At 69.9% G+C, this 15,722-nt stretch carries 15 protein-coding genes; 10 read left to right on the forward strand and 5 right to left on the reverse strand.

What is annotated here, in order from left to right:
• Positions 1-65: 65 nt before the first annotated feature.
• The 3 genes from E6R62_RS11545 to E6R62_RS11555 all read left to right on the forward strand — a co-directional run bounded on the left by E6R62_RS11545 (position 66) and on the right by E6R62_RS11555 (position 2,365).
• Complete coding sequence (locus E6R62_RS11545; RefSeq protein WP_240801620.1) at positions 66-932, forward strand: polysaccharide deacetylase family protein; 867 nt, start codon at positions 66-68, stop codon at positions 930-932.
• Positions 929-1,807, forward strand: a complete 879-nt coding sequence (locus E6R62_RS11550; protein WP_240801614.1) for a polysaccharide deacetylase family protein — start codon at positions 929-931, stop codon at positions 1,805-1,807. The genes E6R62_RS11545 and E6R62_RS11550 overlap by 4 nt, the downstream gene beginning before the upstream one ends.
• A 183-nt stretch (positions 1,808-1,990) precedes the next feature.
• A complete protein-coding gene (locus E6R62_RS11555; RefSeq protein ID WP_136213254.1) occupies positions 1,991-2,365 on the forward strand; it encodes a VOC family protein in 375 nt (124 codons plus the stop codon).
• Positions 2,366-2,439: 74 nt separating this feature from the next.
• Here the strand turns inward: E6R62_RS11555 and E6R62_RS11560 are convergent, their stop codons facing one another.
• On the reverse strand, positions 2,440-3,843 hold the full coding sequence (locus E6R62_RS11560) for an FtsW/RodA/SpoVE family cell cycle protein (protein WP_136213255.1): 1,404 nt from the start codon (positions 3,841-3,843) through the stop codon (positions 2,440-2,442).
• Between the two features lie 304 nt (positions 3,844-4,147).
• Between E6R62_RS11560 and groES the strand changes: the two genes are divergently transcribed.
• Positions 4,148-4,456 carry a co-chaperone GroES gene (gene groES / locus E6R62_RS11565; RefSeq protein ID WP_030230757.1) on the forward strand — a complete coding sequence of 103 codons (309 nt, stop codon included), beginning with the start codon at positions 4,148-4,150 and terminating at the stop codon, positions 4,454-4,456.
• A 138-nt stretch (positions 4,457-4,594) separates the two neighbouring features.
• Complete coding sequence (gene groL / locus E6R62_RS11570; RefSeq protein WP_136213256.1) at positions 4,595-6,223, forward strand: chaperonin GroEL; 1,629 nt, start codon at positions 4,595-4,597, stop codon at positions 6,221-6,223.
• Between the two features lie 110 nt (positions 6,224-6,333).
• Here groL and E6R62_RS11575 read toward each other — a convergent pair whose 3' ends face one another.
• Both E6R62_RS11575 and E6R62_RS11580 read right to left on the reverse strand, forming a co-directional pair.
• Positions 6,334-7,101, reverse strand: coding sequence for an ester cyclase (locus tag E6R62_RS11575; RefSeq protein ID WP_306432424.1), 768 nt, complete (start codon positions 7,099-7,101; stop codon positions 6,334-6,336).
• A gap of 93 nt (positions 7,102-7,194) precedes the next feature.
• Positions 7,195-7,968 carry an SDR family oxidoreductase gene (locus E6R62_RS11580; RefSeq protein ID WP_136213258.1) on the reverse strand — a complete coding sequence of 258 codons (774 nt, stop codon included), beginning with the start codon at positions 7,966-7,968 and terminating at the stop codon, positions 7,195-7,197.
• A 119-nt stretch (positions 7,969-8,087) separates the two neighbouring features.
• Here E6R62_RS11580 and E6R62_RS11585 point away from each other — a divergent pair, with 119 nt between their 5' ends.
• Positions 8,088-8,996, forward strand: coding sequence for a LysR family transcriptional regulator (locus E6R62_RS11585; RefSeq protein WP_136213259.1), 909 nt, complete (start codon positions 8,088-8,090; stop codon positions 8,994-8,996).
• A 178-nt stretch (positions 8,997-9,174) separates the two neighbouring features.
• Here the strand turns inward: E6R62_RS11585 and E6R62_RS11590 are convergent, their stop codons facing one another.
• Positions 9,175-9,501 (reverse strand): WhiB family transcriptional regulator, encoded by a 327-nt coding sequence (locus E6R62_RS11590; RefSeq protein ID WP_136213260.1) that lies wholly within the window; start codon positions 9,499-9,501, stop codon positions 9,175-9,177.
• Between the two features lie 376 nt (positions 9,502-9,877).
• Here E6R62_RS11590 and E6R62_RS11595 point away from each other — a divergent pair, with 376 nt between their 5' ends.
• The 4 genes from E6R62_RS11595 (at position 9,878) to E6R62_RS11610 (ending at position 14,365) form a co-directional block, all read left to right on the forward strand.
• On the forward strand, positions 9,878-10,489 hold the full coding sequence (locus tag E6R62_RS11595) for a response regulator transcription factor (RefSeq protein WP_003948568.1): 612 nt from the start codon (positions 9,878-9,880) through the stop codon (positions 10,487-10,489).
• Between the two features lie 264 nt (positions 10,490-10,753).
• Positions 10,754-11,383, forward strand: coding sequence for a sigma-70 family RNA polymerase sigma factor (locus tag E6R62_RS11600; protein ID WP_136213261.1), 630 nt, complete (start codon positions 10,754-10,756; stop codon positions 11,381-11,383).
• Between the two features lie 202 nt (positions 11,384-11,585).
• Positions 11,586-13,085 carry an IMP dehydrogenase gene (gene guaB / locus E6R62_RS11605; protein WP_136213262.1) on the forward strand — a complete coding sequence of 500 codons (1,500 nt, stop codon included), beginning with the start codon at positions 11,586-11,588 and terminating at the stop codon, positions 13,083-13,085.
• A gap of 155 nt (positions 13,086-13,240) precedes the next feature.
• Positions 13,241-14,365 carry a GuaB3 family IMP dehydrogenase-related protein gene (locus E6R62_RS11610; protein WP_136213263.1) on the forward strand — a complete coding sequence of 375 codons (1,125 nt, stop codon included), beginning with the start codon at positions 13,241-13,243 and terminating at the stop codon, positions 14,363-14,365.
• A gap of 121 nt (positions 14,366-14,486) precedes the next feature.
• Here the strand turns inward: E6R62_RS11610 and E6R62_RS11615 are convergent, their stop codons facing one another.
• A complete protein-coding gene (locus E6R62_RS11615; protein ID WP_136213264.1) occupies positions 14,487-15,716 on the reverse strand; it encodes a nucleotide sugar dehydrogenase in 1,230 nt (409 codons plus the stop codon).
• Positions 15,717-15,722 lie beyond the last annotated feature (6 nt).

The following is a 15,722-nucleotide window of genomic DNA, read 5'->3' on the forward strand; positions in this document are numbered from 1 at the left end:
GACAAAAGGGAAATACGACGCAACAAGGTCATCGGCCGGCGGCGCGTCCGCTCGGCCGGTACGGGGTGGCCCTCGCCGCGCTGCTGATCGCCGCGCTGGGCACCGCATGCGGCTCCGCCGACCCGCCCGCGACCAAGCCCAAGGGCGGCCAGGGCGGCGAAGGGGCGGGCGCGGCGGGCGCGCTCGCGAACCCGGCCGAGCAGCAGAAGGCCGCCCTGCAGGCCCGGATCGCCGCGGCGAAGAAGTGGAAACTGGCCAAGCCGCCGCTGACGGCCCCGCCCGCGCCCAAGACCAAGCCGGAGATCACCACCCGCGACGGCTTCGAGGTCGAGGGGCAGGAGGACCTCCCGCCGGTCTTCACCACGGTCCCCACCGAGGACAAGGTCGTCTTCCTGACGATCGACGACGGCGCCGAGAAGGACCCCGAGTTCCTCAAGATGATGAAGGAACTCAAGATCCCCTACACGGCCTTCCTCAGCGACTACCTGGTCCGGGACAACTACCCGTACTTCAAGGAGATGCAGGCCGCGGGCGTCACCCTGAACAACCACACGCTCAACCACCGCTACCTGCCGGCCCTCGACTACGAGAAGCAGCGCGAGGAGATCTGCGGGCAGCAGGACACCATCCAGAAGGAGTTCGGCAAGCGGCCGACGCTCTTCCGGCCGCCCTACGGCAACTACAACCAGGACACCCTGCGCGCGGCCAAGTCCTGCGGCATCAAGGCGGTCCCGCTGTGGAACGCCGAGGCGTTCGTCAACCGCATGGACTGGCGCGAATGGGACCGCGACCTCCACCCGGGTGACATCATCCTCACGCACTTCCGGGGCCGGGAGGACTGGAAGGGCACGATGCCTGACATGATCCGTCATGTCATGAAGACCGTCACGGACAAGGGTTACGCCGTGGCTCGCCTGGAGGACTACTTGTGAACTACGCGCGCCGGTTGGTAGCCGGAACGCTCGCAGCCGGCGCGCTCGCGCTGTCCCTCTCGGGGTGCGGGAACAGCGTGGACCCCATCGAACGACTGGGGCGCAAGACCAAGCAGGAGACGGGGAAGCCCTCGGCCTCCCCGTCCACCGCCGCCTCGTCCCCCGCGCCGGCGCCCTCGGCCGACGAGGCCTACCGCAAGTGGGGCCTCGCGACGCCGGTGCAGTACGCGCCGAAGCCCGCGCAGAAGCCGCAACTCCCCAAGCCCGCACCGGGCAAGCCGGCCGTCATAGACCGAATACCCGTCGCGCCGGGCGACAAGGTCGTCTTCCTGACCTTCGACGACGGCGCGGAGAAGGACCCGCAGTTCCTGAAGATGGCGGCCGACCTCAAGCTGCCGATCAGCATGTTCCTCACGGACAACGTGGCCTCGTCCGACTACGGCCACTTCCAGACGCTGCGCGACAACGGCAGCGGCAGCACGATAAACAACCACACCCTGACCCATCCGAACCTGCGCACGCTGGGCTTCGCGGCGCAGAAGAAGGAGATATGCGGGCAGCAGGAACGCCTGGAGAAGCGCTTCGGCACCAAACCGACCCGCTTCCGCCCGCCGTTCGGCAATTACAACGACGACACCCTCAAGGCCGCCTCCGAGTGCGGCATCTCGCAGGTCGTGCTGTGGCGCGTGTCGATGCAGATAACCGGCTTCCAGTACGCCGAGGGCTCCGCCCTCCGCCCCGGGGACATCATCCTCGCCCACTTCCGCGGCCCGGCCGAGCTCAAGGGCGAGTCGGAAACCCAGATGACCACGCATATGCTCCAGCGCATCCAGGAACAGGGGTTCAAGATCGCCCGCCTGGAGGACTACCTGTAGGGGGGCGGGGTGTCGGCGGGGGCTTCGGGGCTGTCGGCAGGGCGGAATCAGGGTCGGCCACATCAGGGTCGGCCACGCCAAGGCCCGACCCCCTCGCATTCCTATCCCGTCGTCACGGGCCGGTCATGGACCCGCGCGCAAAGTCGATGGACATCGGTCGCCGGGCCGGTCGATAGTGCGCCCATGGCTTCCTTGATCCGACACATCACCATCGACTGTTCCGACGCCTACCGCCTGGCGCAGTTCTGGGCCGCCGTCCTGGACGGCTCGCTCGCCCCTGATGACTTCCCCGGCGATCCCGAGGCGATGGTCGTGACGTCCGGTGCACACCTGCTCTTCGTGACGGTGACCGATGCCAAGACGGTCAAGAACCGCGTGCACATGGACCTCCAGCCGCAGGACCGGTCGCGGGACGAAGAGGTGGAGCGCGTCCTCGCCTTGGGCGCGACGGTGGTCGGCGACCACCGCAAGCCCGACGGGACGGGCTGGGTGACCCTGGCCGATCCCGAAGGCAACGAGTTCTGCGTGGAGCGCAGCGCGGCCGAGCGCGCCAACTGACAGTGGGTGGTCGCGGGGGCGACACCGGCCCGTGCCGGCCCCCCGCCGTCCCGCCCCCCGAAGCCCCCGCCCCCTCAACTCCTCAACGGTGGCACCAGCGGTGTGATGGTGGTTTCCACCGGCCCCCGGGCGTCCGCCTCGCGTTGGCGCTCCGCGCTGTCGCTGATGCGCAGCAGCAAGGCGATCATGATCCAGTTGGCCAGCAGGGACGAGCCGCCCTTCGCCAGGAAGGGCAGGGCCTTGCCCGTCAGTGGGATCAGCCCCGTCACGCCGCCGGCGACCACGAACACCTGGAGCGCCAGCGCCGCCGCGAGGCCCACCGCCAGGAGTTTGCCGAACGGGTCCCGCGCCGCCAGGGCCATGCGCAGCCCCCGCTGGACGAGGAGCGCGTAGAGCAGCAGGACCGCCATCACGCCGGCCAGGCCGAGTTCCTCGCCCACCGTCGTCAGGATGAAGTCGCTGCGCCCCGCGAACTTGATGAGCTCCGGGTGGCCCATGCCGAGCCCGGTGCCGGTGATCCCGCCGGTACCGAAGCTGAACAGCGCCTGCGCCGACTGATCGGAGGTGACGCCCGGAGGCCGGTCCTTCCAGTAGTAGGACAGGGGGTTGAGCCAGGCCGCCACGCGCGCCTTCACGTGCGGCTCCGTCGAGCCCACGACGAACGCGCCGCCCGCCGCCATGACCAGGCCGCAGACGATCCAGCTGGTGCGTTCCGTGGCCACGTAGAGCATCACCACGAAGACGCCGAAGAAGATGAGCGACGTCCCCAGGTCGCGTTCGAAGACCAGCACCAGCAGGGACACGATCCACACGGTGACGATCGGGCCGAGCTGGCGCATCGGCGGCAGTCGCATGCCCAGGAACTTGCGGCCCGTCAGGGCCAGCGAGTCGCGGTGGACGACCAGGTACCCGGCGAAGAACACCGCGATCATGATCTTCACGAACTCGCCGGGCTGGAGAGAGAACCCGAGCAGGATGATCCAGCGCTTGGCGCCGTAGGTGTCCGCGCCAAAGAAGGCCGGGGCGATGAGCAGCACCAGCGCCACGGCCATCGTGATGTAGATGAAGCGCTGCAACAGTCTGTGGTCGCGCAGCAGCGCCACCACCAGCAGGCAGGCCGCGACCCCGACCACGGTCCACATCAGTTGGCCGGGCGCGTTGGCGTCGGACCCGTACCGCTCGATGTACCCCTGGTCCAGACGGTGGATGAGGACGAGCCCGAGACCGGTCAGCAGCATGGCGAGCGGGAAGATCAGCGGATCGGCGTACGGCGCGAACCGGCGGATGCCCAGGTGCCCGACCAGCGCGAGCAGCGACAGGCTGATCGTGAAGCCCGTGAGCTGGGGCGGCAGCACACCGTTCATGGCGAGACCGGCCTCGGCGTGGCCGAAAACGGCGATGCCGATCACGAGGACGAGCAGCAACGCTTCGGTACGACGGCGGGCGCCGGCGATCGTCAGCGGCCTCAGTCCCCGCACGGGAGGCCTGCGCCGTCGGTATTAGGGCGTTTTATCTTCATATCCACTACGACGAGGAACCCCTGGCGATGGTTCCTGGGGGCCCGACCGGGGCGGTCCGGAAGGGGGCGATCCGCAATCCGTCGGGTGGCGTGTTGGCACTCCGCTTGACCGAGTGCTAATCGCCGGAATAGTCTCGCACCTGGCACTCGCCCCTGGTGAGTGCCAACACAGCGACAGGCAGGTCCGGCACCCGCGACGACGGATCGACCTGGTCGCCACCTCAGACAGTTAACCCCGGATCTCCGAAGGGGGAGGTCGGATCGTGACGACCGCCAGCTCCAAGGTTGCCATCAAGCCGCTTGAGGACCGCATTGTGGTCCAGCCGCTCGACGCCGAGCAGACCACGGCCTCCGGCCTGGTCATCCCGGACACCGCGAAGGAGAAGCCCCAGGAGGGCGTCGTCCTTGCGGTCGGTCCGGGTCGCTTCGAGGACGGCCAGCGTCTCCCGCTGGACGTCAGCGTCGGCGACATCGTGCTGTACAGCAAGTACGGCGGCACCGAAGTGAAGTACAGCGGCGAGGAGTACCTCGTCCTCTCGGCTCGCGACGTGCTCGCGATCGTCGAGAAGTAAGACACTTCTCCAGTTTTGCTTTGAGCTGCGCCCCTGGTCACCCTGCTGATGCCGGGGGGCGAGGGGCGTAGTTCGTTCTAGGCGGTGGCGGTCGCGGTGAGCGGCCGAGGATCGCAACGAGAGGACTGAACCGCTCCCATGCCGAAGATTCTGAAGTTCGATGAGGACGCCCGTCGCGCCCTTGAGCGCGGTGTGAACAAGCTTGCCGACACGGTGAAGGTGACGATCGGCCCCAAGGGCCGCAACGTCGTCATCGACAAGAAGTTCGGCGCCCCCACCATCACCAACGACGGTGTCACCATCGCCCGCGAGGTCGAGCTGGACGACCCGTACGAGAACCTGGGCGCCCAGCTCGTGAAGGAGGTGGCGACCAAGACCAACGACATCGCGGGTGACGGCACCACCACCGCCACCGTGCTGGCCCAGGCGCTGGTCCGCGAGGGTCTGCGCAACGTCGCCGCCGGCGCCTCCCCGGCCGCCCTCAAGAAGGGCATCGACGCCGCCGTCAAGGCCGTGTCGCAGGAGCTCCTCGCGACCGCCCGCCCGATCGAGGACAAGTCGGACATCGCCGCCGTGGCCGCGCTCTCCGCGCAGGACCAGCAGGTCGGCGAGCTCATCGCCGAGGCGATGGACAAGGTCGGCAAGGACGGTGTCATCACCGTCGAGGAGTCCAACACCTTCGGCCTGGAGCTGGAGTTCACCGAGGGCATGGCCTTCGACAAGGGCTACCTCTCGCCGTACATGGTCTCCGACCAGGAGCGTATGGAGGCCGTCCTCGACGACCCGTACATCCTGATCAACCAGGGCAAGATCTCCTCCATCCAGGACCTCCTGCCGCTGCTGGAGAAGGTCATCCAGGCCGGCGCCTCCAAGCCGCTGCTGATCATCGCCGAGGACGTCGAGGGCGAGGCCCTGTCGACCCTGGTCGTCAACAAGATCCGTGGCACCTTCAACGCCGTCGCCGTCAAGGCCCCCGGCTTCGGTGACCGCCGCAAGGCGATGCTCCAGGACATGGCCACCCTCACCGGTGCCACCGTCATCGCCGAGGAGGTCGGCCTCAAGCTCGACCAGGCCGGTCTCGACGTCCTGGGTACCGCGCGCCGCGTGACCATCACCAAGGACGACACCACCATCGTCGACGGTGGCGGCAGCTCCGACGAGGTCCTCGGCCGCGTCAACCAGATCAAGGCCGAGATCGAGTCCACGGACTCCGACTGGGACCGCGAGAAGCTGCAGGAGCGTCTGGCGAAGCTCGCCGGCGGCGTCTGCGTCATCAAGGTCGGCGCCGCCACCGAGGTGGAGCTCAAGGAGAAGAAGCACCGCCTTGAGGACGCCATCTCGGCGACCCGTGCCGCGGTCGAGGAGGGCATCGTCTCCGGCGGTGGCTCCTCCCTCGTCCACGCCGTGAAGGTGCTGGAGGGCAACCTCGGCCTCACCGGCGACGAGGCCACCGGTGTCTCGGTCGTCCGCCGCGCCGCGGTGGAACCGCTGCGTTGGATCGCCGAGAACGCGGGCCTCGAGGGCTACGTGATCACCGCCAAGGTCGCCGAGCTCGACAAGGGCCAGGGCTTCAACGCCGCGACCGGCGAGTACGGCGACCTGGTCAAGGCCGGCGTCATCGACCCGGTCAAGGTCACCCGCTCCGCGCTGGAGAACGCCGCTTCCATCGCCTCCCTGCTGCTCACGACCGAGACCCTGGTCGTCGAGAAGCCGGCCGAGGAAGAGGCCGACGCCGGTCACGGCCACGGTCACGGCCACAGCCACTGACGCTCGTCAGGGCAGGCTCGGTCGAGAAGTCGGCCGGCTGACGAAAGCCCCGGTCCCCGCCGCTGCGAAGCGGTGGTGACCGGGGCTTTCCCGTGCCGTGGGGGCCGCCGTCACATGCCCATGTCGGGGGTCGTGCCACCGGAGGCCGAGCCCATGCCGGTGCCGGTGCCGGTGCCGGTGCCCATGTCCGCGCCCATGCCCGTGCCCGTGCCCATCTGCCTCATCAGGCCGGGGGCGTCGTAGTACCACCAGCCCTCCGCGATCTGGCCGTTCTCGATCCGGAAGGTGGTGCAGCCCGACATGGCGACCTCCTGGCCCGTCGGGGCCATTCCCATGAAGTCGCCCTTGTGCCGTCCGGTCCAGTTCCACAGGGTGGTGACGCAGTCGCCTTCGGCGATCTGGCGGTGCAGGTCGAAGGTGAAGTCGAAGGCGTCGCGCCACATGGTCATGCTGCGGCGCAGGCCCTCTCGGCCGTCGCCGGTGCCCGGCTGCCGCATCATGTCGTGTTCCATGTAGTCGGCCGCGACGCATTCCTCCATGACGTCGAAGTTGCCCTTCTCCGCCAGCTCCTCGAAGATCCGGTTCACGAGCAGCTTGTTGAGGTACTCGTCGCGGACGACGTCCAGGTTCATGAACTTCGGCATGCCCTCGCAGAGGGCCACCATCTCCTGGAACATCCGGTCCGTCTCCGGAAGCTGAGAGTTCCTCATCGCCTCCTCGTAGGAGGGGAATTCGACGAGGTCGACGTAGTGCGTCTTCGCGTCGCGGTCCCGGCCGATCATCGTGTGGGTGACCGTCCGTCGGCCGCTCGCCTGCTCCGCCCAGCGGTCGATGAGCGCGTTCATCTCCTCGAACCGCTTGGTTTCGTAATCAATCACCTGAACGAAAGTCATCGCGCGTCGCCTCCCGGGGTGGATGGGATACGTCCAGTTTAGGGAGGATTGCCCCGGTCGGCGCAGCTCTCGGGGCGACTACTGGGGGCCGTACTTGCGGCCCGTACGCGAGGACACCCCGCCCAGGAGCCCGCGCGGCGTCAGCTTCACCACGCCCATCAGCGCCTTGTACCGGGGGTCGGGGATGGAGACGGTCTTGCCGCGCGCGAGGTCGGCCAGCGCCGCCGCCACCAGCTTGTCGGCGTCGAGCCACATCCAGCCCGGGATGTTGTCGGTTCCCATCCCGGCCCGCTGGTGGAACTCGGTCCGTACGAACCCCGGGCACAGCGCCATCATCCGCACCCCGCTCCCGGCCAGGTCCTTCGCCGCGCCCTGGGTGAACTGCACGACCCAGGCCTTGCTCGCCCCGTAGGTCCCGCGCGGTACGAAGGCGGCGACCGAGGCCACGTTGATCACGCCCCCGCGCCCCCGCGAACGCATCGACTCGGCCGCCGCCGAAGTCAGCCGCAGCACCGCTTCGATGTGCACCTTCAACATCGTCAGCTCGTCCGCCATGGACACCTGGAGGTAGCGGCCCTTGTTGCCGAAGCCCGCGTTGTTGACCAGCAGGTCCACCGGGTGGGTGCGGTCGCCGAGGCGCGCCTCGACCGCGGCGATGCCCTTCTCCGTGGACAGGTCGGCCATCAGTACCTCGGCCTCGATGCCGTGCCGGTCGTGCAGTTCGGTGGCCTGCTCGCCCAAGCGTTCCGTGTCCCGCGCCACCAGCACCAGGTTGTGTCCCTGGGCGGCGAGCCGCCGGGCGAAGGCGGCGCCGATGCCCGCCGTGGATCCCGTAATCAACGCAGTCGTCATAGGCGCAACCTAGCTTTATTCGGAGCCGGGTTCGCCTACAGGTCCCGGCCTGGGCGGGCAGTCCCAAAGCGAGCCATGGGCATCTCCTCCCCGGTCAAAGGAGGGCTTATGCTCGAAGGGTGATCGAGGCACGTCATCTACGGGTCCTGCGCGCCGTCGCCGGGACCGGGTCCTTTTCCGCCGCCGCCCGCGAACTGGGCTGCACCCAACCGGCCGTCTCCCAGCAGATGAAGGCACTGGAGCAGTCGGCTGGTACCCCGCTGCTCATCCGGACCGGCCGCGAGATGCGGCTCACCCAGGCCGGCGAGGCGCTGGTCCGCCACGCCGCCGGCATCCTGGCCGGGCTGACCGCCGCCGAGGAGGAGGTCGCGGCGATCGCCGGGCTGCGCGCGGGGCGGGTGCGCCTGGTGTCGTTCCCCAGCGGCAGCTCCACCCTGGTCCCCACCGCGCTGGCCGCCATGCGCGCCGAGCATCCCGGCACCCGGATCTCGCTGGTGGAGGCCGAGCCGCCGCGCTCGGTGGAGATGCTGCGCGAGGGCGACTGCGATCTGGCGCTGGCCTTCCGGTACGGGGGCTCGGCCGGGTCCGCCGCCGAGTGGGAGGACCTGGTGGTGCGGCCCCTGTTGACCGACCGGCTCGTGGGGCTGGTCCCGCGGGCGCACCGGCTGGCCGGGGCCGAACGCGTGGGCATGGCCGAGTTGGCCGGGGAGCCGTGGATCGCGGGCTGCCCCCGCTGCCGCCGCCATCTGGTGGAGGTGTGCGAGGACGCGGGGTTCACCCCGCGCATCGACTTCGCGACCGACGACTATCCGGCGGTGGTCGGCCTGGTCGGGGCGGGGTTGGGGGTGGCGGTGCTGCCGGAGCTCGCGGTGGAGTCCGTACGGGCCAAGGGGGTCAGCACCGTGGTCGTGGAACCGGCCGTCGAGCGGGAGGTCGTCGCGCTGACCCTGCCCGACCTGGCGCGGGTGCCGGCGGTGGCCGCGACCCTGGTGGAACTGGAGCGGGCCGCCGCGTCCATGGGGGCGTGACGGCACCGCTCCACGCACGACACGGCCCGGGGCGGGTGCGACACGCCCGGGCGTGCGCCGCGTCGCGGTTTCCGTGGAAGGGGTTCGGGCGTTCGTCGCAGGGGGTTCCGGGGCGATCTTCGGATGATCCGCCTGCGGAATGAGGAAACGTTCCTTCAGACGGTGCGGGGAGCGGCGGTCAGTGCGGAGCGGCCGGGCCGGTCGCGCTCGACGCGGGGATCAGTCGGTGCCGGGCGCGACCCATCAACTCCTCGCGCTCGTCTTCGGTGAGGCCGCCCCACACCCCGTAGGGCTCACGGACGGCGAGTGCGTGCGCGGCGCATTCCGCGCGCACCGGACAGCGCATGCAGACCTCTTTAGCCGAGGCCTCGCGCGCGCTCCTGGCCGCGCCCCGCTCGCCCTCCGGGTGGAAGAAGAGGGAGCTGTCGACCCCGCGGCAGGCAGCCAGTAGCTGCCAGTCCCAGAGGTCGGCGTTCGGTCCGGGGAGCCGGGAGAAATCTGCCATGGGTAGTCCTCTTGGTGCCGGTACTGAGGCGAATGGGATCCATGTCTCCACATCTACAGTCGTAGTAGATGTAAATATGACTCATTGGGAATCTAGCCTCAGACACATGGCAAACGGAAGGAAAGCCGCCAAATAGGGCATAGCTCCAGATGGAGGACGGGGGGCTCGTGGCTCCTGCGCCGTGATCGCGTCCTCACGTAGAGTGCCGAAGGTGTCCGTCCGACCCGTAACTCTTTCGAGTGACCATCGTTGAGAGTGCGAAGGCGGTTGAACCAAGAAGTCCTCGGACAGGTGTCCGGGGGCATCGACCGCACAGGTGACGATACGTACCAGCCTGGAGGCTCAAGGTGACGCGCATCAGCTGCGGAGGGCGGTCATGACTTCCGTCCTCGTCTGCGACGACTCCCCGCTTGCCCGAGAGGCGCTCCGTCGCGCGGTTGCCACCGTGCCCGGCGTCGAGCGTGTGACGACGGCTGCCAACGGCGAGGAAGTCCTCCGCCGCTGGGGTGCCGACCGCTCCGATCTCATTCTGATGGATGTCCGGATGCCGGGCCTCGGCGGTGTGGAGACGGTTCGCCGGCTGCTCTCGGCCGACCCGGGCGCCCGCATCATCATGCTGACGGTCGCCGAGGACCTGGACGGCGTGGCCCTCGCGGTCGCCGCCGGAGCCCGTGGCTACCTGCACAAGGACGCCTCGCGCGCCGAGCTGCGGGCCACGGTCACCCAGGCGCTCGCCGACCCGACCTGGCGACTGGCCCCGCGCCGGCTCCGCTCGGCCGAGATGGGCGCCGCGCCCACGCTCACCGCGCGGGAGATCCAGGTGCTGGAGGGCATGAGCCACGGCCGTTCCAACGCGGAGATCGGGCGCGAGCTCTTCCTCTCCGAGGACACGGTCAAGACGCACGCCCGCAGGCTCTTCAAGAAGCTCGGCGCCTCGGACCGTGCGCACGCCGTGGCACTGGGGTTCCGCTGGGGCCTCGTCCGCTGATCGCGGACCACCCAGAGTGTCCCGCCGTACCCGGTGCGCAAGCGGGGGTTGGCGGGGCACAATCCGGGGGACGTGTCGCTTCGGGCGCGATGCCGCATCCTTGAGGGTGTGCCGCATTTTCGAAGATGTGGCCTCAGGGATCATTCGGGCCGAGCGGAGGGGAGGGCGCACACCATGAGTTCCGGCGCACCCGCTCATAACGCTTCGACGCACAACCAGGGCCGCGATGCCGCGAACGGTCCCGCGCCAAGGCACCATGGATCGATGCGCGACGACGAGGCCCAGGGGTCACCCGCGGCCACGAGCCCTACGGACGCCGCCAAAGGCGGCGGTGCCGGGGCTGTCAGCGCGCTCGTACGCCGGGCGGTGGAGGGCGACGAGCAGGCCACCCACGACCTGCTCGCCTTCGTGCACCCGCTCGCCATCCGGTACTGCCGCACGCGACTGTCGCGGCTGCCGGGTGACGCTCGTCACTTCGTGGAGGACCTCGCGCAGGAGGTCTGCGTCGCCGTCCTGATGGCTCTGCCCCGTTACCGCGACACAGGCCGCCCCTTCGAGGCGTTCGTCTTCGCCATCGCCGCGCACAAGGTCGCCGACCTGCAACGGGCCGCCATGCGGCACCCGGGGAGCACGGCCGTCCCGTCCGACGAGATGCCGGAACGACCCGACGACTCGTTGGGGCCCGAGGAGCGGGCGCTGCTCAGCAGCGACGCCGCCTGGGCCAAGAAGCTCCTGGCCAACCTCCCGGAGAACCAGCGCGAGCTGCTCGTCCTGCGGGTCGCGGTCGGGTTGACCGCCGAGGAGACCGGGCAGATGCTCGGCATGTCGCCCGGTGCCGTCCGGGTGGCGCAGCACCGGGCGCTCAGCCGGTTGCGGGCCCTCGCCGAGCAGTAGCCTGGCCGGTCGTCGCGCGTGGCCGAGACGGTCGTCGCCCGTCGCGAGCTGATCGTCGGGCCGGTCGTCGCGTGTCGTCGTCGTTCCACCATCCGTCGTAGGAACCGACGAAAGTGTCGGTTGACCTTGGTAGTGGAATGAGACGCCTCGCGATCCCGTTAGCATGGACATCCGCGCTGAGCAAGACCATTGGGAAGGTGTCATGACCGCCGACGGAGTGCCCGACAAATTCGCCACGCTCGGACTGACCTACGACGACGTCCTGCTGCTGCCGGGCGCGTCGGACATGGCGCCGGAGCAGATCGACACCTCTTCCCTCATCTCCCGCAACGTCCGGGTGAACGTCCCGCTGCTCTCCGCGGCCATGGACAAGGTCACCGAGGCCCGCATGGCCATCGCGATGGCCCGCCAGGGCGGCGTCGGCGTGCTGCACCGCAACCTGTCCATCGCGGACCAGGCCAACCAGGTCGACCTGGTCAAGCGCTCCGAGTCGGGCATGGTCACCGACCCGATCACGGTGCACCCCGACGCGACGCTGGGCGAGGCCGACCAGCTCTGCGCGAAGTTCCGCATCTCCGGCGTCCCGGTCACCGACGCGGCCGGCAAGCTGCTGGGCATCGTCACCAACCGCGACATGGCCTTCGAGTCGGACCGCAGCCGCCAGGTGCGCGAGGTCATGACCCCGATGCCGCTGGTCACGGGCAAGGTCGGCATCTCCGGCGTCGACGCCATGGAGCTGCTGCGCCGCCACAAGATCGAGAAGCTGCCGCTCGTCGACGACGCGGGCATCCTCAAGGGCCTCATCACCGTCAAGGACTTCGTCAAGGCGGAGAAGTACCCGAACGCCGCGAAGGACAAGGACGGCCGGCTGCTCGTCGGCGCGGCCGTCGGCGTCGCCGGCGACGCGTACGAGCGCGCCCAGGCCCTGATCGAGGCGGGCGCCGACTTCATCGTCGTCGACACCGCCCACGGCCACTCCCGCCTGGTCGGCGACATGGTCGCCAAGATCAAGTCGAACTCCGGCGTGGACGTCATCGGCGGCAACGTCGCCACCCGCGACGGCGCCCAGGCGCTCATCGACGCCGGCTGTGACGGCATCAAGGTCGGTGTCGGCCCCGGCTCCATCTGCACCACCCGTGTCGTCGCCGGCATCGGCGTCCCGCAGGTCACCGCCATCTACGAGGCCGCGCTCGCCGCGAAGGCCGCGGGCGTCCCGGTCATCGGCGACGGTGGCCTCCAGTACTCCGGTGACATCGCCAAGGCGCTCGTCGCCGGCGCCGACACCGTGATGCTCGGTTCGCTCCTCGCGGGCTGTGAGGAGTCCCCGGGCGAGCTGCTCTTCATCAACGGCAAGCAGTTCAAGTCGTACCGCGGCATGGGTTCGCTCGGCGCGATGCAGTCCCGTGGCGACCAGCGCTCCTTCTCCAAGGACCGCTACTTCCAGGAGGGCGTCGGCGGCGACGACAAGCTGATCCCCGAGGGTATCGAGGGCCAGGTCCCCTACCGCGGCCCGCTGTCGGCGGTCGTGCACCAGCTGGTCGGCGGCCTGCGCCAGTCGATGTTCTACGTCGGCGGTCGCACCGTCCCCGAGCTCCAGGACCGGGGCCGCTTCGTGCGGATCACCTCGGCGGGGCTCAAGGAGAGCCACCCGCACGACATCCAGATGACGGTCGAGGCGCCGAACTACTCCCGCAAGGGCTGATCGGTTCCGGGAAAGGGGCGGACCCGCGCACGGCGGGGCCGCCCCTTCGGCATGTGCCCGCACGCCGTCATGCGTCCGTACAGCGGTCACCGGAACGCGGCCCCCCGGGGTTCGGGGATACTGGACGGGCAGACCCAGAGGAAAGGCCACCACACGTGACTGAGATCGAGATCGGGCGCGGCAAGCGCGGCCGCAGGGCGTACGCGTTCGACGACATCGCCATCGTCCCGAGCCGGCGTACGCGGGACCCGAAGGAGGTCTCGATCGCCTGGCAGATCGATGCGTACCGCTTCGAGCTCCCCTTCCTGGCCGCCCCCATGGACTCCGTGGTCTCCCCGCAGACCGCCATCCGCATCGGCGAGCTCGGCGGCCTCGGCGTGCTGAACCTCGAAGGCCTGTGGACCCGCTACGAGGACCCGCAGCCGCTGCTGGACGAGATCGCGGAGCTGGACGAGACGTCCGCGACCCGCCGACTCCAGGAGATCTACTCCGCGCCGATCCAGGCGGACCTGATCCGGCAGCGCATCAAGGAGGTGCGCGACTCCGGTGTGGTCACCGCCGCCGCGCTCTCCCCGCAGCGCACCGCCGAGTTCTCCAAGGCCGTCGTCGAGGCAGGCGTGGACATCTTCGTGATCCGCGGCACCACCGTGTCGGCGGAGCACGTCTCCGGCGCCGCCGAGCCGCTGAACCTCAAGCAGTTCATCTACGAGCTCGACGTGCCCGTCATCGTGGGCGGCTGCGCCACCTACACGGCGGCCCTGCACCTGATGCGCACCGGCGCCGCGGGCGTCCTGGTCGGCTTCGGCGGCGGCGCCGCGCACACCACGCGCAACGTGCTCGGCATCCAGGTCCCGATGGCCACCGCCGTCGCGGACGTGGCCGCGGCCCGCCGCGACTACATGGACGAGTCCGGCGGCCGCTACGTGCACGTCATCGCCGACGGTGGCGTGGGCTGGTCCGGGGACATCCCGAAGGCCGTCGCCTGCGGCGCGGACGCCGTGATGATGGGCTCCCCGCTGGCCCGTGCCACGGACGCGCCCGGCAAGGGCAACCACTGGGGCATGGAGGCCGTCCACGAGGACGTGCCGCGCGGCAAGAAGGTCGACCTCGGTACGGTGGGCACCACCGAGGAGATCCTCACCGGCCCGTCGCACACCCCGGACGGCTCGATGAACATCTTCGGCGCGCTGCGCCGCTCGATGGCCACGACCGGCTACAGCGAGCTCAAGGAGTTCCAGCGGGTCGAGGTCACGGTCGCGGACTCCCAGCACAGCCGCTGACGCTTTCCGTACGTACGCAGGAGGGCCGGCACCCCGGGGACGGGGGCGCCGGCCCTCCTGCGTACGCCCGACGGGCCCGCTCAGGCCGCGGTCTCGCGGCCGACCTGGAACCCCCGGCAGGTCAGAGTCGGTGGGCGGCGCCGGGGGGGCTGGCGCCGCGCGTGTCGAGGAGCAACTGGGCCTTCACCGCGAGGCCTTGGAGGTCGTAGGTGCGGTGGTGCTGGAGCAGGATCGTCAGGTCGGCGTTGGCCGCGGCCTCGTACAACGATTCGGCGCGGGGGACCGGTCGGTCCCGGACGCGCCAGCCCGAGATGTACGGATCGTGGTAGCTGACCAGTGCGCCGAGGTCGATGAGCCGGCTGGCGATCTCCGGGGCCGGGGAGCCTTCCTGGTCCGCGAGGTCGGGCTTGTACGTCACGCCGAGCAGTAGCACGCGGGCGCCGCGGGCGGACTTGCCGTGCTCGTTCAGCAGGGTGGCGGAGCGCTGGATGACGTACTGCGGCATCCGGGTGTTGATCTCCTGCGCCAGACCCACCATGCGCAGCGGGTGGCCCGGGGTGCGGGTGGTGTGGGGGAGGTAGGTGGGGTCCAGGGGGACGCCGTGGCCGCCGACGCCGGGGCCGGGGCGGAAGGCCTGGTACCCGTACGGCTTCGTCTCGGCGCACCGGATGACGTCCCAGAGGTCGACGCCGATGTCGTGGCAGAGGACCGCCATCTCGTTCATCAGGGCGATGTTGACGTGCCGGTAGTTGGTCTCCAGCAGCTGCACGGTCTCGGCCTCGCGCAGACCCCGGGCGCGGACCACCTTCTCCGTGATGCGGGCGTAGAAGGCGTGCGCCGACTCGGTGCAGGCGGGGGTGAGACCGCCGATGACCTTGGGGGTGTTGGCGATGCCGTGGGTGCGGTTGCCCGGGTCGAGCCGGCTGGGGGAGTACGCCAGGTGGAAATCGCGGCCGGCGCGCAGCCCGGAGCCCGCTTCGAGGATCGGGCGCAGGTAGTCCTCGGTGACACCCGGATGGGCCGCGGATTCGAGGATGACGGTGGTGTGGGGCCGTAGCCGGGCGGCGAGCGTGTGGCCGGCCTCGCCGACGGCGGAGAGGTCGAGTGCCCGGTCGGCGCCGAGCTGGGTGGGGGCGCAGATGACGGCGGTGCGGACCCGGCCCAGCTCGGCGGGATTGGTGGTGATCCGGAAGCCGGCCGCCGACATGCGGCGGATCTCGGCGGCGGTGAGGGTGCTGTCCGTGGCCGGACCGCTGTCGTAGCCGACTGTCTCGATTCCGGCGGCGACGGCCGCCTGGGCGAGGGGGAGGCCGAGGTGGCCTAGTCCGATGACGGCGAGATCTGCGGGCATGGGGGT

The sequence above is a fragment of the Streptomyces sp. A1136 genome, assembly GCF_004795055.1.
Lineage (GTDB): Bacteria > Actinomycetota > Actinomycetes > Streptomycetales > Streptomycetaceae > Streptomyces.

What these genes read in the sequence shown, in the direction of transcription:
- E6R62_RS11615 (WP_136213264.1), bottom strand. Translation starts at nt 15,716, where the DNA reads ATGCCCGCAGATCTCGCCGTCATCGGACTAGGCCACCTCGGCCTCCCC.
- groL (WP_136213256.1), top strand. Translation starts at nt 4,595, where the DNA reads ATGCCGAAGATTCTGAAGTTCGATGAGGACGCCCGTCGCGCCCTTGAG.
- E6R62_RS11595 (WP_003948568.1), top strand. Translation starts at nt 9,878, where the DNA reads ATGACTTCCGTCCTCGTCTGCGACGACTCCCCGCTTGCCCGAGAGGCG.
- guaB (WP_136213262.1), top strand. Translation starts at nt 11,586, where the DNA reads ATGACCGCCGACGGAGTGCCCGACAAATTCGCCACGCTCGGACTGACC.
- E6R62_RS11600 (WP_136213261.1), top strand. Translation starts at nt 10,754, where the DNA reads ATGCGCGACGACGAGGCCCAGGGGTCACCCGCGGCCACGAGCCCTACG.
- E6R62_RS11580 (WP_136213258.1), bottom strand. Translation starts at nt 7,968, where the DNA reads ATGACGACTGCGTTGATTACGGGATCCACGGCGGGCATCGGCGCCGCC.
- E6R62_RS11590 (WP_136213260.1), bottom strand. Translation starts at nt 9,501, where the DNA reads ATGGCAGATTTCTCCCGGCTCCCCGGACCGAACGCCGACCTCTGGGAC.
- E6R62_RS11555 (WP_136213254.1), top strand. Translation starts at nt 1,991, where the DNA reads ATGGCTTCCTTGATCCGACACATCACCATCGACTGTTCCGACGCCTAC.